Origin of the sequence: Sorangium sp. So ce381 (genome assembly GCF_051473845.1) — a bacterium.
Classification (GTDB): domain Bacteria; phylum Myxococcota_A; class Polyangia; order Polyangiales; family Polyangiaceae; genus Sorangium; species Sorangium atrum.
On sequence record NZ_CP150336.1, the window covers coordinates 9,056,598 to 9,081,396 of the forward strand.

18 protein-coding genes and 1 pseudogene are annotated in these 24,799 nt (G+C 67.9%); 10 read left to right on the forward strand and 9 right to left on the reverse strand.

From position 1 onward, the window contains the following. Window positions 1-72 precede the first annotated feature (72 nt). The 3 genes from WMF29_RS33900 to WMF29_RS33910 are packed head-to-tail and all read left to right on the forward strand — an operon-like array spanning window position 73 to window position 3,161. Window positions 73-1,533 carry a protein kinase domain-containing protein gene (locus WMF29_RS33900; protein WP_437324248.1) on the forward strand — a complete coding sequence of 487 codons (1,461 nt, stop codon included), beginning with the start codon at window positions 73-75 and terminating at the stop codon, window positions 1,531-1,533. A 15-nt stretch (window positions 1,534-1,548) separates the two neighbouring features. Next, complete coding sequence (locus tag WMF29_RS33905; RefSeq protein WP_437324249.1) at window positions 1,549-2,484, forward strand: PEGA domain-containing protein; 936 nt, start codon at window positions 1,549-1,551, stop codon at window positions 2,482-2,484. Next, a complete protein-coding gene (locus WMF29_RS33910; RefSeq protein WP_437324250.1) occupies window positions 2,481-3,161 on the forward strand; it encodes a hypothetical protein in 681 nt (226 codons plus the stop codon). Before WMF29_RS33905 ends, WMF29_RS33910 begins: the two co-directional genes overlap by 4 nt. Before the next feature lie 124 nt (window positions 3,162-3,285). Here the strand turns inward: WMF29_RS33910 and WMF29_RS33915 are convergent, their stop codons facing one another. Both WMF29_RS33915 and WMF29_RS33920 read right to left on the reverse strand, forming a co-directional pair. Then, window positions 3,286-4,230, reverse strand: a complete 945-nt coding sequence (locus tag WMF29_RS33915) for a hypothetical protein (protein WP_437324251.1) — start codon at window positions 4,228-4,230, stop codon at window positions 3,286-3,288. A 2,640-nt stretch (window positions 4,231-6,870) separates the two neighbouring features. Further along, a pseudogene (locus WMF29_RS33920) lies at window positions 6,871-7,632 on the reverse strand (ATP-binding protein). A gap of 391 nt (window positions 7,633-8,023) precedes the next feature. On the opposite strand from WMF29_RS33920, the gene WMF29_RS33925 reads away from it, so the two are divergent. Then, a complete protein-coding gene (locus WMF29_RS33925) occupies window positions 8,024-9,223 on the forward strand; it encodes a poly(ethylene terephthalate) hydrolase family protein (RefSeq protein ID WP_437324252.1) in 1,200 nt (399 codons plus the stop codon). Between the two features lie 25 nt (window positions 9,224-9,248). On the opposite strand, the gene WMF29_RS33930 is transcribed toward WMF29_RS33925, so the two are convergent. Continuing rightward, complete coding sequence (locus tag WMF29_RS33930) at window positions 9,249-9,458, reverse strand: hypothetical protein (RefSeq protein ID WP_272095166.1); 210 nt, start codon at window positions 9,456-9,458, stop codon at window positions 9,249-9,251. Here WMF29_RS33930 and WMF29_RS33935 point away from each other — a divergent pair. Beyond that, on the forward strand, window positions 9,441-9,587 hold the full coding sequence (locus WMF29_RS33935; protein WP_437324253.1) for a hypothetical protein: 147 nt from the start codon (window positions 9,441-9,443) through the stop codon (window positions 9,585-9,587). The genes WMF29_RS33930 and WMF29_RS33935 overlap by 18 nt on opposite strands. A gap of 13 nt (window positions 9,588-9,600) precedes the next feature. Here WMF29_RS33935 and WMF29_RS33940 read toward each other — a convergent pair whose 3' ends face one another. The 3 genes from WMF29_RS33940 to WMF29_RS33950 all read right to left on the reverse strand — a co-directional run bounded on the left by WMF29_RS33940 (window position 9,601) and on the right by WMF29_RS33950 (window position 11,967). Then, on the reverse strand, window positions 9,601-9,873 hold the full coding sequence (locus WMF29_RS33940) for a hypothetical protein (RefSeq protein WP_437324254.1): 273 nt from the start codon (window positions 9,871-9,873) through the stop codon (window positions 9,601-9,603). A gap of 348 nt (window positions 9,874-10,221) precedes the next feature. Beyond that, on the reverse strand, window positions 10,222-10,821 hold the full coding sequence (locus WMF29_RS33945) for a hypothetical protein (protein WP_437324255.1): 600 nt from the start codon (window positions 10,819-10,821) through the stop codon (window positions 10,222-10,224). A 573-nt stretch (window positions 10,822-11,394) separates the two neighbouring features. Then, window positions 11,395-11,967, reverse strand: coding sequence for a CAP domain-containing protein (locus WMF29_RS33950; protein WP_437324256.1), 573 nt, complete (start codon window positions 11,965-11,967; stop codon window positions 11,395-11,397). A 272-nt stretch (window positions 11,968-12,239) separates the two neighbouring features. Between WMF29_RS33950 and WMF29_RS33955 the strand changes: the two genes are divergently transcribed. Further along, complete coding sequence (locus WMF29_RS33955) at window positions 12,240-12,656, forward strand: hypothetical protein (protein ID WP_437324257.1); 417 nt, start codon at window positions 12,240-12,242, stop codon at window positions 12,654-12,656. A gap of 265 nt (window positions 12,657-12,921) precedes the next feature. Here WMF29_RS33955 and WMF29_RS33960 read toward each other — a convergent pair whose 3' ends face one another. Continuing rightward, window positions 12,922-13,611 (reverse strand): hypothetical protein, encoded by a 690-nt coding sequence (locus tag WMF29_RS33960; RefSeq protein WP_437324258.1) that lies wholly within the window; start codon window positions 13,609-13,611, stop codon window positions 12,922-12,924. A gap of 1,161 nt (window positions 13,612-14,772) precedes the next feature. Between WMF29_RS33960 and WMF29_RS33965 the strand changes: the two genes are divergently transcribed. Continuing rightward, entirely contained in the window at window positions 14,773-16,743 is a 1,971-nt protein-coding gene (locus WMF29_RS33965) for a hypothetical protein (RefSeq protein ID WP_437324259.1), read from the forward strand. Between the two features lie 86 nt (window positions 16,744-16,829). Here WMF29_RS33965 and WMF29_RS33970 read toward each other — a convergent pair whose 3' ends face one another. Continuing rightward, window positions 16,830-18,935: a right-handed parallel beta-helix repeat-containing protein gene (locus tag WMF29_RS33970; protein ID WP_437324260.1), complete on the reverse strand. Its 2,106-nt coding sequence runs from the start codon at window positions 18,933-18,935 to the stop codon at window positions 16,830-16,832. A gap of 586 nt (window positions 18,936-19,521) precedes the next feature. Between WMF29_RS33970 and WMF29_RS33975 the strand changes: the two genes are divergently transcribed. The 3 genes from WMF29_RS33975 to WMF29_RS33985 all read left to right on the forward strand — a co-directional run bounded on the left by WMF29_RS33975 (window position 19,522) and on the right by WMF29_RS33985 (window position 22,890). Next, window positions 19,522-20,403, forward strand: a complete 882-nt coding sequence (locus tag WMF29_RS33975; protein ID WP_437324261.1) for an alpha/beta hydrolase — start codon at window positions 19,522-19,524, stop codon at window positions 20,401-20,403. A 124-nt stretch (window positions 20,404-20,527) separates the two neighbouring features. Further along, entirely contained in the window at window positions 20,528-20,683 is a 156-nt protein-coding gene (locus tag WMF29_RS33980; RefSeq protein WP_437324262.1) for a hypothetical protein, read from the forward strand. A 377-nt stretch (window positions 20,684-21,060) separates the two neighbouring features. After that, entirely contained in the window at window positions 21,061-22,890 is a 1,830-nt protein-coding gene (locus tag WMF29_RS33985) for a glycosyl hydrolase family 28 protein (RefSeq protein WP_437324263.1), read from the forward strand. 20 nt (window positions 22,891-22,910) lie between these two features. On the opposite strand, the gene WMF29_RS33990 is transcribed toward WMF29_RS33985, so the two are convergent. Continuing rightward, on the reverse strand, window positions 22,911-24,770 hold the full coding sequence (locus WMF29_RS33990) for a hypothetical protein (RefSeq protein ID WP_437324264.1): 1,860 nt from the start codon (window positions 24,768-24,770) through the stop codon (window positions 22,911-22,913). Window positions 24,771-24,799 lie beyond the last annotated feature (29 nt).

Below are 24,799 nucleotides of genomic sequence, written 5' to 3' on the forward strand. Positions count from 1 at the left end.
CCCTGCCTGATCGCCCCAGCTGAGGCAGGCTGCCACACCGCGTCGAGCTCGGAGCGCGGTCCACTGCCGGGGATGCACGTGGGCTCCCAGCTCCGCCTCATCCGCGCGCTCGGCCAGGGAGGGATGGGGAGCGTCTGGCTCGCCGAGCACGTCGCGCTCAGGACCCACGTCGCGGTGAAGTTCCTCCGCGACATGTACATGGACCACCCGCTGGCCATCGTGCGCCTCCACCGGGAGGCCGAGGCCGCGGCCCGCATCCAGAGCCCGCACGTGGTGCGCGTGTTCGACGTGAGCTTCACCGACCAGGGGGTCCCCTACATCGTGATGGAGCACCTGGAAGGGCAGACGCTGCAAGATCTGGTCGAGCGCCGCCGCCGGCTCACGGTCGAGGAGACGGCCTCCATCCTTCGCCAGCTCTGCGCCGCGCTGGCCAGGGCGCACGAGGCGGGCATCGTTCACCGCGACATCAAGCCCGAGAACATCTTTCTCGTGGAAGGCGAGCGGGAGCCCTTCGTGAAGGTGCTCGACTTCGGCATCGCCAAGGACACCGCCGACGAGGCCGAGCGGCTCACCGTCACGGGCGCCATCCTGGGGACGCCGCACTTCATGTCGCCCGAGCAGATGGCGGGCGGAGCGCGGGTCGGACCGCACAGCGATCTCTGGGCCCTCGGCGTCGTGGCCTACTTCTGCTTGACCGGGCAGATCCCCTTCGGCGGCGCCACCGTCGCCGCGGTGGCGGTGGCGATCGACCGCGGGCCGCCCCCGCCGCCGTCCCGGCTCGCCCCGGAGGTGCCGCCCGCGATCGACGCCTGGGTCCTCTCGCTGCTCGAGCCCGACCCGGCGCGCCGCGCCCGCAGCGCCCGCGCCGTCCTCGATGCGCTGGACGCCGCCGTCGCCGCCCCGCGCGGCACGCGGCCCGCCCAGACCGAGGTCATGCCCCCGCGCGAGTCCCTCTGCTCGGGCGAAGGCTTCTCGTCGCTCGTGACCACGCTCATGCCGTTCGGCACGCTGGGCGTGGGCGTGAGCTCGCCTCGGCATCGGGCGCGGACGCGCACCTGGGCCCTCGCGGCGGGCGCCGTCATGGGCCTCAGCACCCTGGCGTGGGCGGGGGCCTCCGGCGTCACCCGGACCGCGCCGGCAGCGCAGTCCGCGTCGCTCGCGATGGTGGCGGGTGGAGCGCCTGGGCGCGCCGCTCCCGCCGTCGAGCCCGCGGCCCAGTGCGCGACGATCGCGCAGCAGCCCGAGGCGCACGCCGAGGCCACGGCGCCGCAGGTCGAGGCGCACGCCGCGGCCACGGCGCCGGAGGTCGAGGCGCACGCTGCGGCCACGGCGCAGGCCGACGTTCGGCCGCCCCAGGCCGAGGCGCGGGCTTCGGCCACGGCGCAGCCTGCGGTCAGGGCGGTAGCCGACGCCAGGGTGCCGGCCGCGTCCGGCGCCCAGAACGCCCCGACGCCGGCGCTCGCCGCGCCGACCGCGACGCCAGGCAAGACGGTCGCGACGCGCACGCGCTGGCGCCGCGATCTCGGCTTCTGACAGGAGAGGAGACCCATGCGCCCCCGGTCCAGCACGCTGATGGTGATCGCCAGCCTGATCCTCGCGGCGCCGCCGGCGCTCGCCGGCGACGCGGCGGACACCGCCGGCGGCGCCGCGGACGAGAAGGCGCGGCGCGACGCCCGGGAGCTCGTGTACCAGGGCGACGAGCTCTTCATCCTGAGGAGGTACGCGGAGGCGCTCCGGGCCTACCAGCGCGCCGAGCAGCTCGTCCGCGTGCCATCGACCTCCATCGAGGTGGCGAAGGCGCTCGCCGCGATCGGCCGGCTCAGCGAGGCGCGCGAGCTCGCGGCAACGATCGCCTCGTCGCGCGCGCTCCCGGGGGAGCCCTGGCCGTTCATGCAGGCGCGGCGCCGCGCCGACGCCCTGCGCGACGAGCTCGACGACCGAATCCCCAGGCTGAAGGTGCGGCTCGTGCCGAGCCCCGCCGGGGCCAGGCTCAGGGTCGACGGCCAGGAGGTGAAGGTCTCCTCGGAGGGGACCCTGATCGATCCTGGCAACCACTGGGTCGAGGTCGAGGCCGACGGCTACGTCGGCGCCCGGCAGCGGGTCTACGTCCCGGAGCGGGAGACCACGGCGCTCGACGTCGCCCTCACGCCGGAGCCCCGCCCGCACGGCGTCTCGCCGTGGGCCGTCGGCGGGTTCATCGCTTCGGGCGCCGGGCTGGCGGTGGGGATCGGCGTTGGCGCGGCCTACCTGAGCGCGAGGAGCGACCTCGCCGAGGCGTGCCGGCAGGGCACCTCGGGCTGCTCCGCAGGCGCGCGAGGCGACGCGAACGCCCTGGGTTGGGTCTCGAACGTGGGGTTCGGCCTCGCGATCGCCGGCGCGGCCGTCGGCGGCATCGCCCTCGGCATGGAGCGCTCGAAGGCCCCGGAGTCGAGCGTCACCTGGGCGGTCGGTCCGGGCTACATCAGCATGCGAGGGACGCTGTGAGGGCGCGCCTCGCTGCCGCCTGCGCGTTCGCCGCGTGGGTCGCCGGATGTCAGGTCGTGGCCCCGCTGCCCGACGGCGAGGACAGCGCCACCTCGGCCGTGGGTGACGGCATCGACAGCGGCGCTGCCACGGGCGACGCCGGCGATGGGAGCCCGGAGAGCTGGACTCCGCCCACGCAGGAGGGCGGCCCGTGCGAGATCGCCGCGTGCTCGGCGCACTGCGCCCGGTCGATGGATCTCTGCGAGCTCACGCCGCAGTATCCGTCGGTCGAGGCGTGCTGCACCGTCTGCGAGGCGATGCCGTCGCCCGAGGGGTATGCCGGGTGCCGCGCGGCGCAGGCCGGCGATCCCGCCGGCTGCACCGCGGCCGGGCCGCTCGGCCCGGAGGGCGACGCCGGGTGCGTCGGGCGGTGCGAGGCGATGTGCACGCTCTACGCGGCCATATGCCCGATCGAGCTCGCGGACATCGCGGCCTGCGAGGCCCTCTGCGCGCCCTTGCCGGCGCCGGAGGTGTTCGACGCGTGCGGCCCGCTCATGGCCGAGGGCTCGCTCGGGTGCAGTACGCAGCAGATCTACGCCGCGCTCGGCGCGGTCGACAAGAAGGAGCGCGACAAGGTGTGCCGCGACATCCTGGAAGGTCGCTGCCCCCCCAAGCCGGCGTGCGCGGGCGGCGACTAGCTCGATCCCGCCTCGCGAACGGCACCGCAAGCGGGGGAGTCTGCCTGCCCTCCGCCGGTGCGTTCGCCTGGGCAGCCGATCCTTGGGAGCGGGAAGCGCTCGCCGCGGAGGCGGGCGGCGATGTCTAGCCGGTAGGCGCCGCGCCGTTCGGTGCGGCGCCGGGCACGGCGGGCGCTGCCGTGCCGTTCGGCGCAGCAGGCGCCGCCGTGCCGTTCGGCGCTGCGGGCGTCGCAGCGCCGGGCGCCGCCGGTTCAGCCGGCGCCTCGTCGCCCGGGGCGGCGACGGTGTCGCTGTGCGCCGCCGCGCGGCCAGTGCGGCCCTTGTAGAGAGAGGGGGCGATCGTATCGGCGTCCTCCTCGTCCCAGCGCAGGTACGTGACGGCGCGGCGGGTCTGGTCGTAGGCGTGGACGAGCAGCGAGAACGCCCGCGCCCTCCTGTCCGCGGCCTCGGTCGGCCCGGGACCTTTGCCGTGCTCCCGCACGCCCAGGGCCGCGAGCAGCTGCGGCCCGATCTCCCCGGCGCGCCTCACCTCCTCCTCGGTCGCCGCCGTCTTGTTGGCGACCTCCGCCCAGCTCGCAGTGAACAGCGCCGAGAGCGCGACAAGGTCGTTCGCCGTGTCGATGTGCCCCAGCCCCGCGCGGATCTCCGCGACCGTGTCCGCGTCGAGCAGGCCGCGCCGGGCCAGCGCATCGGCGTCGCTCAGCAGGTTCTCGCGCAGCGGGGCCGCCTCCGCGAGCAGCTGCTTCAGCGAGTTCTCGGCGCCTCCGCTCGACAGCCACGCGAGGTGCGCGTACCACGCGGCCAGCGCGTAGGTCTCGAGCCGGTCGAGCAACGCGACATCGTGCGTCGGCACGTGCTCCGCGATGGCGGAGCGCAGCGCGAGGAGGCCGGGCAGCACGCCCAGCACCTGGGAGACGACCCGGGGAATATCGAGGTTGATGGCGATCAGCCGATCCGGTCTCAGGGCCTCTATCTCGGGCAGGATCTTGTCGAACGCCGCCGCCGCCTGGGGCGGGGCCGCGGGCTTCTTGGGAGCGGGCTTCTTCTTGAGCGGAGAAGGCTTCGTCATGAGGGGATGACCTCTCGTTGTTCGTCGTCGCGGAGCAGCGGAGAACAGGTACGACGCGCTCCACCCCTGCGCGCTGGACGTGTAGAGAACGTCAGGCGCACGCCGAACGTTCCGGGCAGGGATAATCCCCCCCGCGCACCCGTCAATCGACATGCCGGCTGATTTTCTGACGGCGTGCCGCCCCTCGTCGTGATCTTGCTTCATGGACTGAGCCCCGCGAGGCTCGCGAGAAGTCGCCTGAAGGTGTCATGTGCCCGGCGCGCGGCGGGGTGGCGTCGAGTGTGCTGCTCTCGTCACGGCGTCTGGCAGCTGTCAGCACGCATGTCGGCACGCACCGTGCCATCCACGTGTGGCGGTTCGCGGCCGACCGTTACCGTTGCCGGGAGGGCTGCCGGCTGCCTCCCCCAGACCGTTTCCGTTGCCAGGAGCGCTGCCGGCTGCCTCCCCCAGACTCGACCGAGCCGCCGATCGACAGGCCCTTGAAGCGGCCGGCGATCGCCTTGCCCGGCTCTTCGATCTCGAGCATGGCATCGACAAGGACGACGAGCCCGAGGCAGCGCCGTGCGCCTCCGGCGGGGGCCAGGAACCCGTCAGGCGGACGTGCGCGAGGTCGGCGCCACGGCCTGGTAGACCGCGGACCGGCCGTGGCGTCGAGATGGACGCCGGCAAGCTCGGGGCCGTCGCCATCCACCTGGCCGGGCACGGAGCGGCCGCGCAGGTCGAGGGCCACGTCGGGCGCTGGTGACTGGCCGTTTGCCGACCGGTTTGGTTGACGAACAGCCAGGGGGAGGAGCGTTCCAGCAGCAACGGACGCACTGGCGAAGGACTTCGCATCGTCGCAGGCGCTATCCGATACGCCCTATTCCAGCCTGTCGCCCGACGATGCGGTGTCAAATCGGCTCAGGTAAGGTGTGCCTCGTGCATCAAATTGGCATACCCATACGTGGTCAGGATCATACGCGGTAGCACCTCCAATAGATACAGGTGGGGCCGCTTGCACACTCGGCAGCGCGTCGAGGATCTCCTCGCTCCCCGCACGCCATCGAAAGGACCATCTCGTCATCTCGGAAGGTCTCGGGCGATGCGCGTTCCGACGTTCGATGATGCGGCCTCGCGTATGGCGATACCACTCATTGAGCCGTTTGGCTATGTACAGATCTCCCGTGTGTGGAAACCATGCAGCGAGCTCAGATCCGGCGTTGAGTGCGTTGGCATACACTTTAACTGGCGAGAGCCACTCTTGCGATAGCTGTCGCAGGAGGAGCTCGTCAAAGAGCGACGGTAATAGCCCATTGCCTGCCCGTCGGGGAAAGAGTCCGGCATGATAACGCCCAAGGTTGGCCAACTGCGGGTGGAACATGCTCCCAGATGCACAGAACCTAGAAAAGGCAACGGGCGAGCGGCGGCACCACAATTTCCAGAGCGTAGCCGCGAAAGTTGTCTCGAGCTTCGACCATTGGACCACGGGCGGCTTGCGTAGCAGAGCATCCGCGACATAGATGGATATAGCCATGCCTGGGCCGGGCCCTTGCGGAAATGTTCCGGCGGTCTCTGGGCTGAGATCAACGACGAACACCGTACGCCCGCGCTCGACTACGGAAGCACAGATTCGACAGAGGCTCATCAGGCCGCCTGGTGTCGGCGGAAGCGCCACGCAGATCGGCGGCCCATCAGAACGCGCAAGCTCTTCATTGAGATCGGTAGACGGCTCTCCCCCACAGTATCTAAGGCACGCAGCACGATGACGTTTCGGATCGACTCTTGATGGACCCAGCAGGAGATTGTCATCGTCGGCCACAACCGGGGATGCAACCTTGGCTAGAGCCGCTCCGGCAACCCTGCCAACGGCAACATGTATTGCGCCCTGTATCGGAACATTCATCCACTGAATCCGCACGATCTGCATTTGCATGCTGGCGGGTATTATGTTTCCTTTTGGCAGGCGTCGCGGCAACTTTCACACGGCGTGTGGCCCCATTTGTCGCAGCCTGGATATCCCGTGATGCACTTGCCGCCGATCTCTTGGCAATCCACGAACATGTCTGTGCATGTCTTGTCGGGCGTGCACCCTGCCATCTCTTCAGTGGCGCCGCTCCCCACGTCGTCACCGTTCCCGAACCAGTCCCCGGTAGCTGCTGACCCCGGTGGGTATGGTTCTCCGGCCCCTGTGCCTTCCGTCCCCCTAAGATAGCACTCGCCCAGGTCGTAGTTGCACGCCCGCACCGTGAGACCGAGAGGAATAAGAACAGGCATCGCCTTCAATTTCAGCCTATGGCGCATGCTCATCCTCCAAATTTTTCCAGATGCGTGTGCGGAGGGGCGGCGTCAACTGTGATTCAGGGCATGGATTGCGTCCCTGCGGCTACGGCTTGTCAGTCTCGCCCCGGTCCGAAGCCGGGCTCGAGCTGAGCGCAGCGGGTTGCACATCGTCGCGGCCGAGCTCGGCGCGGACCATCGGAGGTCGAGGCGCACGTCGGCGCCGCCTTGAGCCTGCTCGGCGGTCCCCTAACGCGGGCCGGTGCCGCGGCCTGGTCGAGCACGCGGGGGTGTTGATGATCGCGGCAATCCGCGGGGGTTCGGTGAAGTTCACCGGTGAAACCCGCATCCGACGCCGGTGAAGTTCACCGGTGAAGAGGCGGCTCAGTGCTTCTTGGCGCGGCGCTGCTTGATGCGGGAGGCGCTCAGCTCCTTGGCTTCCTTGAGCCGGTATCTCTCGGCCTCGATCTCGATCACCTCGGCCCGGTGCACGAGCCGGTCGACGAGCGTGACGACGCAGGCGGCGTGCGGGAAGACCTGGCCCCAGTCGGAGAAGGCCTTGTTCGTGCTGAGCAGGATCGGCTTCTGCGCGTCGTAGCGACGAGTGACGACCTCGAACAGCAGGTCGGCGTAGCGGCCGTCGTAGGAGAGATAGCCGACTTCGTCGATGCAAAGAAGGGCGGGAACCGTGTAGCGGTGCAGCCGGCGCGCGAGCGCGGCCGAGGACTCCTGCGCGGCGAGGTCGGCGAGCATGTCGCTCGCGGTCGAGAAGCGGACCGTGTGACCGCGGATGACGGCCTGGTGGGCGACGTTCTTCAAGATCATGGTCTTGCCGACACCGTTGGGGCCGACGAGCACGGCGTTGTGGCCGGCGGTGATGAAGCCGGGAGCGAAGAGGTCGTCGACGGCCTCGCGGTCGATTTTCTTGGGTCAGGACCAGTCGAAGTCGGCCATGGGCTTGAAGGCGGCTACGCGGGAGTTTTTGATGCGGCGTTCAAGGCTGCGCTTGTGGCGCTCGCGCTCCTCGATGGCGAGCACCTCGCGAAGCCAGGGCTTGTCGGCGAGCTCCTCCCAGCACGCGAGCAGACCAAACAGGCCGAGGCCCTTCAGGCGGGCCTTCGTCTCGGTGGGCGTTAGATCGGTCATGGCGTCGGGTCCTTCTTCAGGGCGTCGTAGCTGGCGAGCGAATGCGGCGTGACGACGAGGGCGGCGTGCTGGCCGCGCGTGACGGGGCGGCCGTTTGGACGAGCTCAGTAGTGTACAGCTATACGGTAGAATGCCTTCCGCTTGGTGCCAGCAGTGTACAGCTATACGGTAGGATGCCTTCCGCTTGGTGCGACGTCGCGGTAATCGCAGGCGTTTCACGAGTGGAAGGCCTGTCTGATCGCATACGGCCCGTTCTGTCGATAAGCTCGTACAGTCGGACTGCACGAGCCAGGAACGGCTCCGAGAATCTTGACTTTGCGGAACGCGTTTGCTTGTCCTATCCGCCAAAGCGCTTGACGACGCTGAGCGGCTGGGCGAGGACAGAGTCACCATGAGGCGTTGGCTACTGGCTTTGGGCGTGTGCGTTTCCACCGCGGCGTGTGGTAACGGATCGAATGGGGACGCTGCCGCGAGCGGGGGCGCGGTTGGCACGGACAGCGGTGGGACGGGCAGCGGGGGCACGGCCTCCGGTGGTGCGACGGGCTCTGGGGGAACGGCCGAAAGCGGCGGCGCATCCAGCGGCGGCGCATCCAGTGGTGGGGCTGGCGGCTCGGGGTCGGGCGGCTCGAGTGGGGCCACGGGTGGCGCGGCTTCGGGCGGGCAAGCGGGCAGCGGCGGCCAAGGAAATGCCGGAAGCGGCGGCACGACCGGTAGCGGCGGCTCGGTCAGTAGCTGCGTCGGCGACCCGTTCCCCACGGCCGATCCTACCAAGACGGGCCCCTTCTCGGTCACCGCAGACAAGAACGTCGGCCCCCTCGCCGGCGTCGTTCCCGATCCGATCTATGGGGACGAGCAACAGCGCTTCAACGTGTACCGCCCGAGCAATATCGCAACCAGCGGCCACTGCCATCCGATCCTGATCTGGGCCAATGGCTACCGGGACAATCCGGAGCAGAAACCGCCGAAATGCGTCGTCAACTCCGGCAGCAATCAGTGGTGCGGACAATACGGACCGATCGTCAACCATCTCGCGTCCCACGGTTTCGTCGTGGTGGCTTCTCTCAGCACCGCGACCGCCGAAGGCGATCCTCTTCCCACGACCGCGGGCCTCGATTGGATCTTGGAACAAGCCGAGGATGCGAGCAGCCCGTACTATCACGCCCTCGACACCACGAAGATCGGCCAGCTTGGCCATTCCTATGGGGGCATGTCGACTTGCAAGACGGCCTCCGATCCCCGTTTCTCGGCCCTCGGCACGATTTGCGGCACCACTGCCCTCAAGGGAGTGCACACCCCCATGTTGTTCTTCTGCGGGGGGAACGACTCCACGGTGAAATGCAGCGGGGTCCACGATGTCTTCAAGACGGTCACCGATCAGCCCGCGTTTTTCCTCAACGAGCTCAAAGCGGATCACGGTAGCTGGGTCTATCAGGGCGCAAATGGCGTGTCCCTGTCGTCGGCCGCGGCCTGGTTCCGCGTTCATCTGATGGATGACACAGCGAACAGGAACTTCTTCTACGGCGACAACTGCAAGTTCTGCACCGATGGCCGCGCGCAAGCAGAGCAGAACGCCCTGATGAAGGTCCCCTGAGCGACGGGGCCGATCTGGCTAGGCTTCACTGACTCACGAACGTCGTCACGCTCATGGCTTCGAGGGCCATCGGGAGCGTGGCGTCCGTTACGGTGACGGGAGTTCCTTCGGCCCAGTTCTTCGAAGCGGCGGTCACGAAGGGGACCATCGCGCTTGGCGCGGTGCCGCCTGCGAAGGCGAGCGCGGCCCAGATCGGCGTGGGTGCCGGCGGTGAACGGTGAACGCTGCCGATCATGGGGCCGCGGTCTTCACCGATCGGACGCGGGACGCGATGATCACCGACAGGGGGGGCCGCGGGGTCGAGGTCGACGCCGGCGAGCGCGGGGCCGTCGCGCAGGTCGAGGGCGACGTCGGGCGCTGGTGACTGGACACCGGTGCTAAGCGCCGGCGAGCTCGTGGCCGTCGCAATCCACCTGGTCGAGCTCGGCCACGTCGCTGGCGAGCTCCTCGAGCGCGGGCTCGGCGTCGCGGCCTGGTCGTCCGCGGAGCGGCCGCGGGCGTCGAGCTGGACGCCGGCAAGCGCGCGATCGCGGCGCCGGCGTCGTACATGGCGCCGGAGCAGGCAGCGCGGCGGTGGCGTCGAGATGGCGCTGCCCGGCCTGCAAGGGAAGGATGAAGCTCGTCGCCATGATCACCGAGCCGAGCAACATCGTCCGCTTCCTCACTGCGCTCGGTGAGTCGACCAACGTTCCAGGCCGCTCACCCAGCGCCGACGCGGCGGCCGCCGTACTGGGGGTTCGGGGCGCAGGACGCCGCAGGCGACCCGGAGCCCCGTGCGTTGAAGAGCACCGTCCTGCGCCGCAAGGCGCTCGGGGACGCCGCGTCGCCGCGAGAACATCCCGGGCCAGACCAACTCCCGGAGGGCGATGTGTGCCCGCAGCACGCCGATGCGCCCCTTGGCGCGCTCTGCGCCGCGCGGGGCCCGCTCTTTCGACCCGTGAACGACGCGGTCGCGCGGCAGATGAGTGGTTTTGTCAGCGTCGCCCCGCTCGCTGCGCTCAACCGAGCGACTGCAAGATCGAGCTGAATCCGTGCTGGCCGTGGCGGCTGCCCTGCGGGGACAGCCACGCTTCGTATGTGTCGCCGCTCGGCGAACGGAGCTGGATGAACTCGAGGCTCACGAGAGGGTTGAAGGGGTTGCCCGGGCGGGGGCCGATGTCTTGGCCGGGATACGCCGCGTCTTGGTTGAAGGCGCGCGTGCCCTGATCGAGGGCGGCGAGGTGCTTGTAGTTGCCGCGTTTGCCGAAGTCGCTGTACTCGCGAGAGACGAGGACGCGGCCGCGGTTGGTGAGGCCGACGTGAACGTTGGGAACGTAGGTGGAGACGCCGATCACGGCGGCAGATGCGGCGTTGAGGACTCCGCCGGCGATGCGGCGGGCCGTGCCGGCGGGCGCCTGGTACTCGACTCCGCTCCAGTTGCCGATGATGCGCTCGTCGGGCTGGAGCTCGTAATACTGGGCGTAGAAGTCGCTGAATTTTTGCTCGATCTCCTCCGGGGTCATGTTGGCGGCCTCGGCCATGGCCTTCTTGCGGACGTACATCGAGTACGCGAAAGCGGCCGCCATCAACACGAGCGGGAGCAAGTAATACAGTTGCACGACCATATCCTCCTAGAGAACACACGCTCCACGCTGGAGCCACCGAAGGCGATGGTTACGCGGCGGCGCACGTCAGGTCAAGGGGGCGCACTTCGAGTGATCAACCATCGATCGGATAACCGTCGATACGCAAACGCCCCATCAACGGCCGTGGCGCCCTCCTGTGCAGCCCCGACGTCCCTCCTGCGCAGCTACTTCGGTGTCCTTTGTGACCGTCGCACGGGTCCTGCGCCGCTGGCGGCGTCCTCCTGCGCACCCTCGCGCGTGTCCTGCGCAACAATACTTTGATTCCTGTGCCGCCGCGGCGTCTTCCTGCGCCCTTGTCGAGAGAGGCCACGTTGCCTCCGCCGAAGGGCGTGATGACCATGCCCTCGGCGCCCGCCGCCGTCACTGCCTCTTCTATCTGTTGACTCTGGAGCTCCATGGATTTCCGTTGATCACCCGGAATCTCCTTGGGCCCGTTCCCCGTGCCCCGGAGCTCACCCATGGCGCGGTTCGCGCCTGTCGCGATCGGCGCGAAGAAGATGCCGCGACTCTTCATTAGCAAGGCTCAGGGCGCGCTGCGCGCTCGGCTCAGTAGGGGCGCTCGCCGACGAAGTTGCCGGGAGGATCGTAAGTGCACACCCAGAACTGCCAGGCGCTGCCCCCTTCGAACGGTGAGCCGTCCGCACAGATGGCGATCCCGCAGCCGAGCCGCAGGGAGTCGGCCCAGACCACCTGGGTGTAATGGCCGCACGTGGCGGCGCTGCAGGCGTTGCTCGCGAGGTCGTAGCTGACCGCCTCGTTGATCCACGAGCCGACGACATCCTCGGGGGCGGGTGAGGCGCCGCTCGACGTCGCGAAGAGGTTCTCTCCGTAGCCGTTCGCGCTGTGGCGGAACACACACTTATCGGCATGGGCCTGAGCCACCGCGGCGAGCTCGGACGACCACGAGAGCGGGGGCAGCGGCTCATCGGCGGGCGGGTCGACCGCGGCGCGCGCCGCGTTGTGGGCCGCCGTCATCCCGACCATCCGGGGCGGCTCGTCGTCGCCCTGGCCGCTCGCCGGGGCGTCGGCGTCGTCGGACGAGCTGCCGCACCCGGCAGAGACGGCGAGCATCAGGGAGAACAGCGCGAACCCGTGGAGACGTGAGCCGAGCGTATTCACGGAACGATTGTCCTACAGCTCGGCCGCGCGCCGCAACAACTAATTCGATGATGGGCTATGTCAACTCACGACAGACCTTGTACCGTTTACCTACGTGCATAGGTCCTTCAAGGCAACGAGGGAACATCCAATGACTCGATCGACGCGCATCGCGCGAACGGCACCCGTGTCGACTGCGACGCTGGGACTCTTCCACGCTCTGCCCGTCCATGCACAGGGCGCGGTGGATCCGTCGCGTGACGCTCGGGGCGCACCGTGATACGGAGCGATCCATGAAGCTCCCGCTCATCTTCGGCACCCGCGAGCGGGTGGAGCGATCGGGGGAGAAGTTCCGGGGCGGGTGTCCGCAGTGCGGGACCGCCGGGGTCTTCTACCGGGCGAAGAAGACGTTCAACGTGAGCCTGTTCGTCGCCGTCTCGCTATGGGACAGCGCCGAGGACGTCGTCCAGTGCGGCCAGTGCCTGACGGCGTTCGACCCGGCCGACGTCCCGCAGCTCCCGGAGGAGCCGAAGGCCTCGCTCACCGGGCGCGTCGCGCGAGCGGTCGGCCTCGACCGTGAGAAGCCCGCGCCGGTCGCCCCTCCGGAGGTGCCGTCCCCGAGCTCCGCCCGGGAGCTCCCCTCGAGGGACGTGGACGCCGAGATCGACGCGGAGCTCGCGGCGATGAAGAGGCGCGTGGGGAAGAAATAGGAAATAGGCTCCGGCTTCTTTTACCTGCGCGCCACGTCCCGCGCGAGGTGCGCCTGGTCGCAGTAGCCGAACCGCTGGGCGAGCTCCGCCCACGTCCCGTGGCGCCCGTCTTGAGGTGCCGCACCAGCCGGTCGAAGCGCACGAGGCGTGCGAGGAGCTTGGGGGGACGCCGACGTGCTCGCGGAACAGGCCGATCACGTGCTTCTGGCTGTAGCCGGGCTCGCGCGCGAGGGGGCGCATGTCGACCTCGCCCCCGCGCTCCTGCTCAGGCGCCTGCGAGGAGCCCTGGGCATTTCACGTTGACGGCCGCGCACGCCGCGGGTTGCGGCGAGAAGTCGTCGATGGACGACGCACACGTGATCGCCTCGAAGGCGTCGCCCGTGGCGATCATGCAGGCCTTGAGCTCCGCGACCGTGGCGGTGCACCCCGCGAAGCCGGCCGTGTCGCACGAGCCGGCCGGCTCGGGCGCCTCCGGAGCGCGGATGCAATCCGCCCTGGCGGTCTCGCAGTCCGTTCCATCCACGACGCTGGCGAGCACCCCGGCGAGGTCGCACAGGTCCTCCTTCGAGAGATCGAGTGACCCGGTGACGTCGTCGCACACCTGCTGGGCCTCTGCGGCCGTCAGCTCGCCGAGCTGCTCGCCGTCGAGAGGATCCTCGCCGCCGGTGTCGGTTCCGCTGCCGGTGTCGCTTCCGCTGCCGGTGTCCGTCCCGCCACCGGTGTCGCTTCCGCCGCCGGTGTCGGTCCCCTCGCCGGTGTCCGTCCCGCCGCCGGTGTCGCTTCCGCCGCCAGTGTCGGTCCCGCCGGTGTCGCTGCCGCCGCCGGTGTCGGTCCCCTCGCCGGTGTCCGTCCTGCCGCCGGTGTCGGTCCCACCGCCGGTGTTGCCGCCGGCCTTGCCCCCATTGCTCCCCTCGCCATCGCCGCATGCCACGACCGAGAGCGAGAGGCCGGCCATCAACAATCCAAGAAGCTTGATCCGTATCATCGGGCCCCCATCAACGAGAATGTTCACCTGCGTGTCCACGCGGCGCTCGAGGACGGCTCCGCCGAAGGATGCGAGCGGGGCTCGCATCGTCGCTCGGGCAGGCGCGCAATGCGTGAACCTACCACGAACAGGATTAAATTCTCCTTCCCGCTCGGCGAATTGGTCGCGCTGGCCGGCCAGGGCCGGCGGGGACGGGCGCCTCGTCGAAGCGTTCGGTCTGGGACGACGCAATGGCGTCTCCAGCGCTCCATGCCATTCGACCGGCGCGGAGGCAGCCGGCCCTCGTACAGGACGGATACCGGAGGGCAAGCCTTGCACCTCGGGGCCAGCCCTCTTCGATGTACAGACTCGCCAGCATCTGGATGACAAGGAAAGGCTTTGATGAAAGCCCGCTCGGCTCGTCTGCCTGGCTCTTTCCTGTTACGCTATCCTCATGGTTCCTGCGGTTGTCCCGATTGACGTATTCATCTCGTATGCAGCCGCGAACGAGCGCGGATCATCCCCATCCTCCTCGACGCGTGCGACTGGGATGGCACGCCGTTCTCCGCTCTGACGCCGCTGCCCGCCCGGTTCGACCCGAGCGAGGACGGCGCCTCGTCGCCGACCGTCTGCGCGTGCTCGAACGGAGTCTGCCCTCCGAACATCCCGAAGAACTCGCACCACCAGGACGCCGGCGTCCGGGATGTCATCCCCCAGGATGCCATCGCGATCGAGCCTCCGTAGCACGCCGCGGGGCTCGGAGAGCGCGGGCTCGGTCGATCCAGAAATCGACCGAGCCCGTGTCGGGTTTTCCTCTCCGTTTGCGGAAAGGGTTTGAAGCGCGTGGAGCGAGGGGCATCGGCGCCCCCACCGCCCGCGCGTCCAACCTCACCCTGCAACGAATGTTCCGGGAGGACCCCCATGCGACAATTCACCTTTCTGGCTCGCCTCTCTCCCCTGGCCCTCACCCTCTTGGCCGCCGCGGGCTGCGGGGGCATTGCCCCAGAGACCCAGGCGGATCCTTTCACTGACCCTGAGCCGGACGCCGCGGAGCCCAGCGGCCCGGCCGCGGAGCCCGCCGATGTCGCGACGGGCCCTGTCGTCGCTCTCACGTCCATTCGACGCGAAAAGGCCCCTCTGCTCGCGGAGCTCATGGACGGCGCCCCTTCGAGGTTCCGGGCGGACCTCATCGCGGATCCGAGCCCCGCGAGCCGCGTGGCAGAGGCGTCCGCCGTGCTCATCGACGCCGAGGCCGCGAGCGTGGACGACATCCGCTCCTACGCGTCCGTGCTCCGGGCAGCGCGCCTCGCGGGGGTGCCTGTGATCCTCGAGAACGCGCGCGACGCCGAGAAGGTCGCGCTGGCGCTGGGCATCGGGATGTCCGCGCAAGTCGTCTACGCGGCGCCCAGCCCAGGCGGCCAGCGCTTCGACGTGCGCGTCTTCGGCGACGTCACCGGCGAGGAGACCGAGGAGCACAGCTCGGTGCGCTTGCCGGCCTCCGCGAAGGCGAGGTACGCCCGGATGACCGCGGACGAGCGGACCGAGCTCGGAAAGAGGCTCGAAAGGAGCGAGGCCGAGCTCGACGCGCTGTTCGACGCGGCGCCCGAGGCCGAGCCCATCACCATCGACGCAAAGCCCCGGATCGCCTCGAGGTCCGAGGTCGCGCAGACGGCGTTGCCTGACCGGGGCGAGCTCCTCGCCGAGATCAAGGGCCTGCTCGCGGACCACAAGACCCACGCGCTCGCCCAGCTCGTGACCGAGCCTCTGCCCGAGGGCACCTACCGCTCGTACAACGTGACGTCCCCCTCCATCAACTGGGAGTGCGGCGACGACGGCCAGCGCTCCGTCATCGACCGCAACTTCACCGTGACGCTCCTCGCCTCCAACGCGCCGGAGGGCAAATACGTCGTCTTCGCGGGCAATGGCACCCAGTACAACCCCGGCGGGCTCAAGTGGAACTCGGGGAACAACCGCGGCTACTTCCAGGAGACCCTCCAGCACTCGATTCGTCCCCTGTCGGGGGGGCTCTCGCCCTACGCCCACAGGCCCCACTCGGCCAACGAGTCCTCGACGTTCACCACGTCGAACGGGTTCTCGGTCGGCGCGGGCGTGGGCGTCGAGGGCCCGTCCACGAGCTTCAGCTTCGATGTGAGCGAGCAGGCCTCTCAGTCCTTGAACGACTTCGACGTGATCGATTTCTCCTCGGGTTCGATCTTCGGCTGGCAATACAAGCTGGCCTCGGTGAGCGGGCATTCTTACAAGAAATGGGAGGACCTCCACAACGACACGTGGGGCGGCCTCTACGGCCTGCCCAACCTCGCCAAGAGCACGCTCACGGACGAATACGAGGGTATCTACGCGGCGAGCCTCCAGGATCAGTCGCTTTACCCGGTGGAGAACGTCAACCTGCAGTCGGTGCGGCACACCTGGGTCTCCCACGATTACGTCCTCTGGGAGGAGATCAAGACCACCTCATGCGGGAAGGCGGCCGGCTCCGTCGTCACCGTGGACCTGAGCTCGGTCAACGTGGCCAAGCAGGGCACCATCCCCTTCAAAGAGACGTTCGATCAAGGCGTCGCGCCGAGCGTCTGGACGGTGATCAACGAGGGCATCACCGACAGTTCGCCGAGCTGGAGGGGGGCAGGCGGAGCGGCGGCCGAGACGGGCAGCGCGTTCGATTACCCCCAGACCGCGGCCGACGGAGCTGTCGACATGCGCGGGACCTACCTCGTCGCGCCCCACACGGCCTTCGGACAGGGAGCGCTGTCGGCGAAGATCTACGCGGGCGACCCCGACGGCTTCGGCCTCATGTACGCCATCAACGACACCGGCTCGAGCTACTACCGGGTGATGTTCGACGCGAGCTTGAGCGTCGCGCGCCTGGTCCGGGTGGACAACGGCGTCTTCACCGAGCTCGCGGTCAACACGAGCTATGTGCCGCCGCAGAACGCATGGATGACGGTGCGGGTCGAGCGCGAGGGGACGACGCACCGGATCAAGGTCAATGATCAGGTGGTGCTGGCGGTGCCGAGCGAGGTGACGTACGCGTGGGGTTCGGTCGCCCTGTTCTCGTGGGCGATGAGCGACGTGCGCTTCGACGACGTGACGATCACGACCCTTTGACGCGATCCTGAGACGCCTGGGCGGCGCGGGGCGACGGCGCCCGACCCGGCCTGCGTGACCCCGCGCCTCGCGGGGTCGGCGCGGCCTCAGCGCTCGTCGGCGCCGATGTCGATGCGCGTGCCGCTCGTCCGCGCGCCGCCGTCGATGTCGGTGGCGCCGCTCCGGCTGCCAAGATCGATGCCAGCGTCGACGGCCGGCGAGCCGCTGGTCAGGTGGAGGTCCGACGGGGGCCCGACGAGGAGCGGGTCGACGAACCTCGCGCGCGGGTCGGAGAAGGCGCCCGCCGAGCTGCGGCTCGCGCCGAAGAAGATGTTGTTGTCGACGGTCACGTTCCTGTTGTTGCTGCCGCTGCTCACGTAGTCGTTGCCCGACGTGGCGCGGAGGATGTTGTTCTGGATGAGCACGCCGTTCGAGTTGTTCTGGAGGATGATCTCGCCGCCGGCGCCCTGGTAGAGCGTGTTGTTGAGCACCGCGATGTCCGCCGCGTTGCCCCTGCTCGTGTCGTAGGCGCCGATCATGATGTTGCCCTGGTAGCTCCGCGACACGAAGTTGTTCCGCACGGTGATGTTGCTGGTGGTCTTGCCCGCGTGCTCGCTGGCGATCTCGATGCCGATGTCGCTCGAGTCCACCTTGTTTCGCTCGATGACGATGTCCTTGCCGCCGTCGACGTAGATGCCGTCAGCCGACCGCTCGCCGTCGTACGCGGGGTTGCCGGCCGAGGAGATGTTGTAGACGATGTTGTCCACGCACACGCCGTCCCTCGCCTGGTCCGAGCCCGAGGGGCCGGTGCCCTCGAAGCCGATGAAGTCGATGCCGATGTTGTCGTTGTCGTGGACCGTGTTGCGCGAGACGACGAACTTGGTGACGTTGCCGTTGAGGACCATCGCCTCGCTCGAGCCGAGCTTGCAGTTCCGGATCTCGTTCCCGTCGATGAGGAGGTCGGTCATCGGCGTCGCGGACGTCCCGTAGAAGGCGATGCCGTGGGCGTCCTGGGAGCTCTCGATGTGGTGCACGAGGTTGTTGCGGATCTCGAGGAAGCTCGAGCTGCCGCTCACGCTGATGCCCATCGGCGTGTCGCCGCTGCCCTTGAAGTTCTGCACCGTCATGCCGGTGACCTTGATGTAGTTCTTGCTGGAGATGTCGATTCCGACGCCGCTCTTGCCGGTCCCGTCGAGGATCGCGCCGGCCTCGCCCTTGAGGGTGATGCAGCCGGCTGCAGCGGTGCCGCTCCTCGTGAAGGAGACCTTCTCGTTGTAGGTGCCCGCCTTGACGACAACGGTGTCGCCTGCGGCCGCCGCGTTGAGGCCGGCCTGGATCGTCCTTTGGTCGCCGCCCGATGGCGCGACGGTGATCGTCCTGCCGCTCGAGCGATCGCCGCACGCCCCGGCCACCGGGCTGGGGGTGGGGTTAGGGTCGGAGGTGGAGCCGGCGTCGCCGCACACGCCAGGCGACCCGCCACCGCCGCACGTCTGGGCGCCAGAGCACGTTCCACAGCTCGCCACGGTGCGGGAGTTACCGCAGCTGTCATTGGCGGAGAGCGGGCCGCAGCTCCTGGCGAGCCGCGAGCAGAGCTGCGCGTCGGTCTCGGGGACGCACTCGGGCGGCGGCCCGCTGGTGAGGGTGGCGTTGAGGACCAGCAGGTCGACGTCGGACACGTCGGCGGTGCTCGTGGTTCCATAGCGGATCTTGAGCTTGCCGCCCGACACGAACCGAGCGTGCGGGGACGGGAGCGCGATGGTGGCGGCGCTCCAGGCCCAGGACGAAGCGAACGCGTTGTCGCCGATCTTGGCCCAGGTGCTGGTGCTGTAGTCCCAGGCGTCGAAGGTCCAGAGCATCTCGGCCTTCGCGGGTCCTCGGTAGTTCACCGACAGGCTGAGCGCCGAGACGTCGGCGTCCGAGGCGCCGGCCGGCAATGCGTACTCGCACTGAGCCTGGCTGCCGGGGTTGAACTCGACATACTTGCTCCACGTATCGGCCGTGCCGCTCAGATCTTTCGTCGCCAGGGCCTGAGCGCCCTGGCCTCCGGTGGACCCCTTGAGGACGGTCAGCTTCGAGCAGGTCATCGTCGCGCTCGAGGCGAGCCCGGCGCCGAGCGTGTCGGAGTCGGACTCATCGGGTCCGCCTTGCGTCGCGCATGCGGGAAAGAGCCCGACGGCGAGCAGCAGGGCGCCCGGCGGAGCGTACCGATGCATCGTGGGAGTCATCCGGTTCTTGCGCGATCGGTTCATGGGTCGTGGTCCTCGTTGTTTGGCTGATGACGCTGGGGTCGCGTACACGACGCGTGCACCAGGTGCTTCGACGCGAGGACATTGCAAGCAGGCGGCCATGACGCTCATCGTGGGGAACGACGAGGCAATCACCTCGATGGCGCGATTCGATGGCTGGAGCGATCACGCGATCTTGCGCAACGATCGTACAGTCGCGCATCGTTCGGACAGCCGTCGGTTCGCGAGGCGTCGGGGCGAGGAGGGGTTCAGCACGAGCGAATAAGGCTGATGGCAATGGATTTCTACCCTGGCAGAGATTTCTGACTGCGTGCAATCCAACCTGGGTCGGGTCGCCGCTACGTCGAGGCCGGGATCTACTTCGACGCGGCGCGCCTCCACGTCCTGGATCACCGGGGCAAGCACGACTCGGTGCGCGGTCCCTTGAACATCGCGCGCCCGGTCCAGGGCTGACCGGTGATCGTGCGGGCGGGCGCCTCGGAAGCAGGTCGGCAGCTCGCGGCCGAGACCGACAAGCAAACGCGCTCCGCAAAGTCACGATTCTCTTGTGCCGATGCGCCACCCCTCGACCGATCCCCTTCGCTTGCGCCTGCTCGTCTCCATCGGCGTGGTCCTCCTGGCGGGGCCTGGGTGCAGCCGCGAGCCGGCGCCGGCGCCCCCAGCGGGGTCGGCGGCGGCGCGTCCGTCGTCGGAGACGCCGTCAGCGGGGCCGGTCGCGCCTCCGCCGCCGGCGGGAGCGCCGGGGAGCACCACCCGGGGCGAGATCGCGGGCGTGCGCTACCTCGAGCACATGACGGGCGGGGCGCGACCCGACGAGCGGGTGCCGATGATCGTCGCGCTGCACCCCATGGGCGGGGACCCCGCGGACTTCCTACAGCTGCTCCGGCGCTACCGCCGCCGCGCCCGGCTCATCCTCCCGTACGGCCACCCAAGCGGCGGGATGTACATCTGGTACGACTCCGTCAGCGACGACGTAGCCGCCCCCCTGGTCACGCGGGAAGCAGATCGGATCGCCGCCGCGCTCGCCGCCCTGGTAGCCGCCCGCCCCACTGTCGGCAAGCCCCTCGTCACCGGCTTCTCGCAGGGCGGCATCATGACCTTTGCCCTGGCGGTCACCCACCCCGAGGCACTGGCGGCCGCCTTCCCCATCAGCGGTCTACTCCCGCCATCGCTCTACCCGTCGGCGGCGCTGAGCTCGGGGCCGCGCCCGGCGACGCTTCCGCCGGTCACGGCCTTCCACGGCGCCTCCGACTTGGCGGTGCCGACCCGAGGCGCGCGCGCCTCGATCGCCGAGCTGCGGCGCGCCGGGTACACCGCGGAGCTGCGCGAGTACGCCGGGGTCGAGCACGACACCTCCGACGAGGAAGTGGGCGAGATCTTTGAGCGGATCGGGCGGGCCGCCGACGGCCTCGCGGACGCGGCGCCGGCGCCTTGAAGCGCGCGCTCGTCGACTTCTGGGCGGGGCGCGCGAGGGGGGTAGCTCAGGGCAGGACGCTCGCACCCTCGCCGAACGCCGGGAGGCCCCATGTCCGCAGCGGCCCCGACTGAGAAGCTTCTGGGTGTACAAGTGGACATGCGGTATGGCGCTCGATGTCCTCGAGTGCCCGGCCTGCAACGGCAGGATGAAGCTCGTCGCCATGATCACCGAACCGAGCAACATCGCCCGCTTCCTCACCGCGCTCGGCGAGCCGACCGACGTTCCAGGCCGCTGCTGACGATGGTGCATGGCGAGGTCGAGCGCGAGCGGGTGTCGACTGCGCTGGGCGTGCTGCCGTGGGCTGATGTTGGATTCGACACGCCGCGAACCGCGACGGCGGCCGTTTGGACGAGCTCAGTACGGTACAGCTATACGGTAGGATGCCTTCCGCTTGGTGCTACGTCGCGGGAATCGCAGGCGTTTCACGAGTGGAAGGCCTGTCTCATCGCATGAGGATTGTTCTGTCGATGATCTCGTACACTCGGACTGCACGAGTCAGGAACGGCTCCGAGAATCTCGCCTTTGCGGAACGCGTTTGCTTGTCCTATCCGCCTGCGTCACTGCAACATTGACGCGCGAGCGCCAAGGTGGCCGCTGCGGTTTGGAGGAGCAAAGATGAACCTTTCTACCATGATGGGCCTCGCAGTGGGCGTCTCGTTGGCTTTCGGAGCAGGCTGCTCCGGAACCGGCGATGACGACGGAGGCGGAACGAGCAGCGGCGGCACGGTCATTCCTCCAGCTTCGGGCGGCGTCACAGCCGGCGAAGGAGCGGGCACCGGCGGAGGAGCAAGCACCGGCGGAGGTGAGATCGGCGGCAATGGCGCAGGCGGAAGCGGCAGTGCAACCAACGCGGGCGGCAGTGCCGCGGATGGTGGGGCTACCTCGGGCTCGGGCGGTGAGGCGGGTGGAGGCTCGGGAGGTGAGACGGGCGGTGGAGGCTCCGGCGGGGCCGCGCCCATCGATTGCGATTCCGACGGGGCAGTGCTGACCTACCCTACCCTTCCCGGCGCCTCCGAGAGCCCGCTCTATACGGTGACGGCCAACGGAGCGGCGCAATTCGTCGAAAAGATGACCAAGTTTGGCCAGGAGATGCAGGTGCACTACGCCCACTTCGGCGTGGCAAGCGGCTGCAAGGCGACCGTCGCCGTCACGGTGAACGGCGGCTTCAGCTCCTACACCTTGAGCCCGAAGAGCCGAATGCTGTCGGCGACCAAAAACGGTGACACGCTCACCTTCGACAGCGGGCCCAACTACTTGATTCTGCAGATCGCCTCCAAGGAATTGCTGTTCGTCCTCATTGACGACCAAGAGGTCAATCCGCCGAAATTGGGCGATCCCAACGTGAAGAACCTCGCAGACTACGACGTGGACAACACGGGTGCTGCGCTCGTCACCTCCAAGGTGCAGTCCGCCATCGACGCCGCCTCCGGATCCGCGCAGAACATCCTGTACGTGCCTCCCGGACGCTACAAGACCGGGGAATTGTGGCTGAAGAGCAACATGACCATGTATCTGGCGGCCGGCGCCATCCTGGACGGCTCGACCAGCACGGGCGACTACAATGGCACGGGCGCACCGGCCGTCGAAAACACTTCCCACGGCGTGGTTCACATGAACAAGGTGAGCAACACGAAGATCCTCGGTCGGGGAGTGATCGACGGCAACGGCTCGAAGATCCGTGGCACCGACAACGATACACCCTCTTTCAAGATCAACACCCTCCGGATCGACGACAGCACGGACGTGCTGGTCGACGGCATCGTCGTGCGCGATCCAGTCTTCTGGAACACGCTGATCTTCGACAGCGACAAGGTGACCATCCAAAACTTCAAGGTGATCAATCGCCGCCCCACCACAACAGCTTACAACCAAACCGACGGCGTGGACTTCGACTGCTCCACGAACGGTAAGCTCTACAATGCCTTCATCTACAGCGGGGATGACAGCATGTCGCCGAAGCGCGAGCAAGAAGGCAAGCTGGACACCAAGGCCATCACCTATGAGAAGGTGGTCGCCTACAGCAACTCAGCGGCGACGAAGATCGGAACCAAGACCTACGGTCAGCTGATCGAAGATATCACCTTCAAAGACCTCGATATCGTCAAGGCCGGCCGGGCCCTCGGGATCAACGCGGACGACACCGCTGTCATCCAGAACATCACCTGGCAGGACGTCAGGGTCGAGACGGTCGACGGCAGGATCATCGACTTCGAAGAAGATGCAACGGCGACCTGGCGCAACGCTCCCAACCGGGCCACGGTCAAGGAGCTGTTCATCAACAATGTTGCCTCTTCCGTGAACAAAGAGATCTACATTCACGGCAAGTCGAGCACCGTGAACTTCAATGGGATTCACTTCGACAATTTCACCATCCAGGGCAACAAGGTCACGGGTCGAAACGGCTGGAACGTGAACCAGTACGTGTCCAACATCACGTTCAAGTGAAAGAACGCCGCCCGCTCCCGCTAGGGCTGCGGATCCACGGTCAAATAATCGGTGACGCCCGCGAAGACGACACCAGGCGGCGTGAAATAGATGTCCGTGATCGGCGCCCCGCCCGGGGTCGTCGAGATGACCGGCGCCCCGCCTCCCCAGTAGTTGTGCTCGGCGAACAGGTAAATGCGCGAATCCGGAACCACGTTTTCCGGCGAGAACGACACCGACACGTCTCCGTCGACCGGGGCGACAGGATCGATGCCGGCTGGATTCACTCCTGGCGGCAGATTGCCGGGTACGCCATTGTTGACGAAGCGGTTGTTCCCGACGCTCCCGAGCGTCCCGCCGCCCAGATCGATGATAGCCCCGCCAACCGCTCCAATCGGCACGCTACTCGACTGCGACCAGTAGACGGCCTCTCCCGTCAGGTCCTCGAACGAGGAGTTCTCGACCAGGACGTGAAGCTGGTCGATCTTGTTCGTATTCACGGTCCGGGTCGGTGCCACCCTCAACCCGATCCCGCGGCCGAGGCCCGAGATATCGACGTTCCGAACGGTGAGATTAATTGCCTTGGTCTGAGGCATCTCCGTCCCGCTGTACCGAATTTGCGCGTCCTCGTTGCCGTTGTTGTTGGTCACGGGGTCGTAGATGCCGTTCGTGTTCCTGTTGCTGAGAACGGAGTCGCTGATCGAGACATTGTAGGTGCCGTTCTGCGGGTTGGCGGCATCGATGAGCTTGACGTTCGTGCTCGCTGGATCGCTCAGATGAGCACGGCGAATGTCGACGTTCAGGATGCCGTCCGCGCTCGCGTGGTGCTGGATTTCAATCGAATCGCCGTTGGCGTTGTCGCCCGTGAGGAACGGATTGCTGATCGAGACGTCCCACACGTTCGCGTCCACGAGGGGGCTGTAGCCGCAGGCCAGGAACACCAGGCCATCGGCCGCGAACGTTCCGAACGGCGAGAGGTTCGACGCGTCGTAGTTGGTCAGCTCCAGGTTCGAGACGGAGTGGTCGATCGTGATGAGCGTGATGCCTCTCGACCGGACCACGTGGTCGGTGATCCCGACCGTCGTCGGATCGGGCAAATCTTGCGACAGGTCCTTGATGATGTTGTGATCGACGTCGAACGTGGAGGTCACGCCCGTGTCGTCGATGAGCATGATCCCGTCAGAATGGCTGTCGCGAATCACGTTGCTCTTGATGGTGACGGTCCCAGCGTCGGCGATCGATCCCGGTGCGCCGAGAAAGCTGCAGTAGCTCTGGGCCTGCAGCTGTGGATCGAGCAGCGGCGTCCCCCGCCCGCCCGGCCCGCACGACACCAGGGTAATGGCGCCGAAGTGGTTCGTCTGAGGCAAGAAGAGGATGTATCCGTTCGGCCATTCGTTCTCGATCTCGAGCAGATCGTGGACCGCCATATCGTTGGTCATCAGGTTGTCCTCGATACGTGGATTCTCGGCGTTGATGCCGAGAATCGACGAGCGGAACGCGTTGTCGATATGGATGTTCTGAACCACGTTGTTCTTGGCCAGCCGGATCACGTCTCCGTCGTAGCGGGCGCCGCTCGTATTGGTGAGCGTCGCGCGGGCGCTATGGGGGTTGGCGACCGTCACCTTGGGGCCCAACCCAATCAGCCGTTGTCCGTCCTTCAGCTGAATTCCACCGTCGAGCACGCCTCGCGACTGAATTACATAAAGGGTGTCGCCGGGGCCGGACCGAGCCTCCAGGTCCTGCAACGAGCTGAAGGGCCGACTCTTCGAGCCGTTGCCTGGATGCGGCGGATCAGCCTTGACGTACCACGTGGCGGCCTCGCTGCTGCCTGCAATCAGCAACATGCCCAGCATGACAAGCGACGAACCGCCTACCGACAGTCCTCTGTCGCGCAACCTCATCTGTGACCTCCCCCGAATCGATTGATGGC

Bases quoted from the DNA above. Each gene is read 5' to 3' on its own strand.
- WMF29_RS33900 (WP_437324248.1), top strand. From the start codon at position 73: ATGCACGTGGGCTCCCAGCTCCGCCTCATCCGCGCGCTCGGCCAGGGA.
- WMF29_RS33905 (WP_437324249.1), top strand. From the start codon at position 1,549: ATGCGCCCCCGGTCCAGCACGCTGATGGTGATCGCCAGCCTGATCCTC.
- WMF29_RS33915 (WP_437324251.1), bottom strand. From the start codon at position 4,230: ATGACGAAGCCTTCTCCGCTCAAGAAGAAGCCCGCTCCCAAGAAGCCC.
- WMF29_RS33925 (WP_437324252.1), top strand. From the start codon at position 8,024: ATGAGGCGTTGGCTACTGGCTTTGGGCGTGTGCGTTTCCACCGCGGCG.
- WMF29_RS33930 (WP_272095166.1), bottom strand. From the start codon at position 9,458: ATGATCGGCAGCGTTCACCGTTCACCGCCGGCACCCACGCCGATCTGG.
- WMF29_RS33940 (WP_437324254.1), bottom strand. From the start codon at position 9,873: ATGTTGCTCGGCTCGGTGATCATGGCGACGAGCTTCATCCTTCCCTTG.
- WMF29_RS33955 (WP_437324257.1), top strand. From the start codon at position 12,240: ATGAAGCTCCCGCTCATCTTCGGCACCCGCGAGCGGGTGGAGCGATCG.
- WMF29_RS33960 (WP_437324258.1), bottom strand. From the start codon at position 13,611: ATGGCCGGCCTCTCGCTCTCGGTCGTGGCATGCGGCGATGGCGAGGGG.
- WMF29_RS33965 (WP_437324259.1), top strand. From the start codon at position 14,773: ATGGACGGCGCCCCTTCGAGGTTCCGGGCGGACCTCATCGCGGATCCG.
- WMF29_RS33970 (WP_437324260.1), bottom strand. From the start codon at position 18,935: ATGCATCGGTACGCTCCGCCGGGCGCCCTGCTGCTCGCCGTCGGGCTC.
- WMF29_RS33975 (WP_437324261.1), top strand. From the start codon at position 19,522: ATGCGCCACCCCTCGACCGATCCCCTTCGCTTGCGCCTGCTCGTCTCC.
- WMF29_RS33985 (WP_437324263.1), top strand. From the start codon at position 21,061: ATGAACCTTTCTACCATGATGGGCCTCGCAGTGGGCGTCTCGTTGGCT.
- WMF29_RS33990 (WP_437324264.1), bottom strand. From the start codon at position 24,770: ATGAGGTTGCGCGACAGAGGACTGTCGGTAGGCGGTTCGTCGCTTGTC.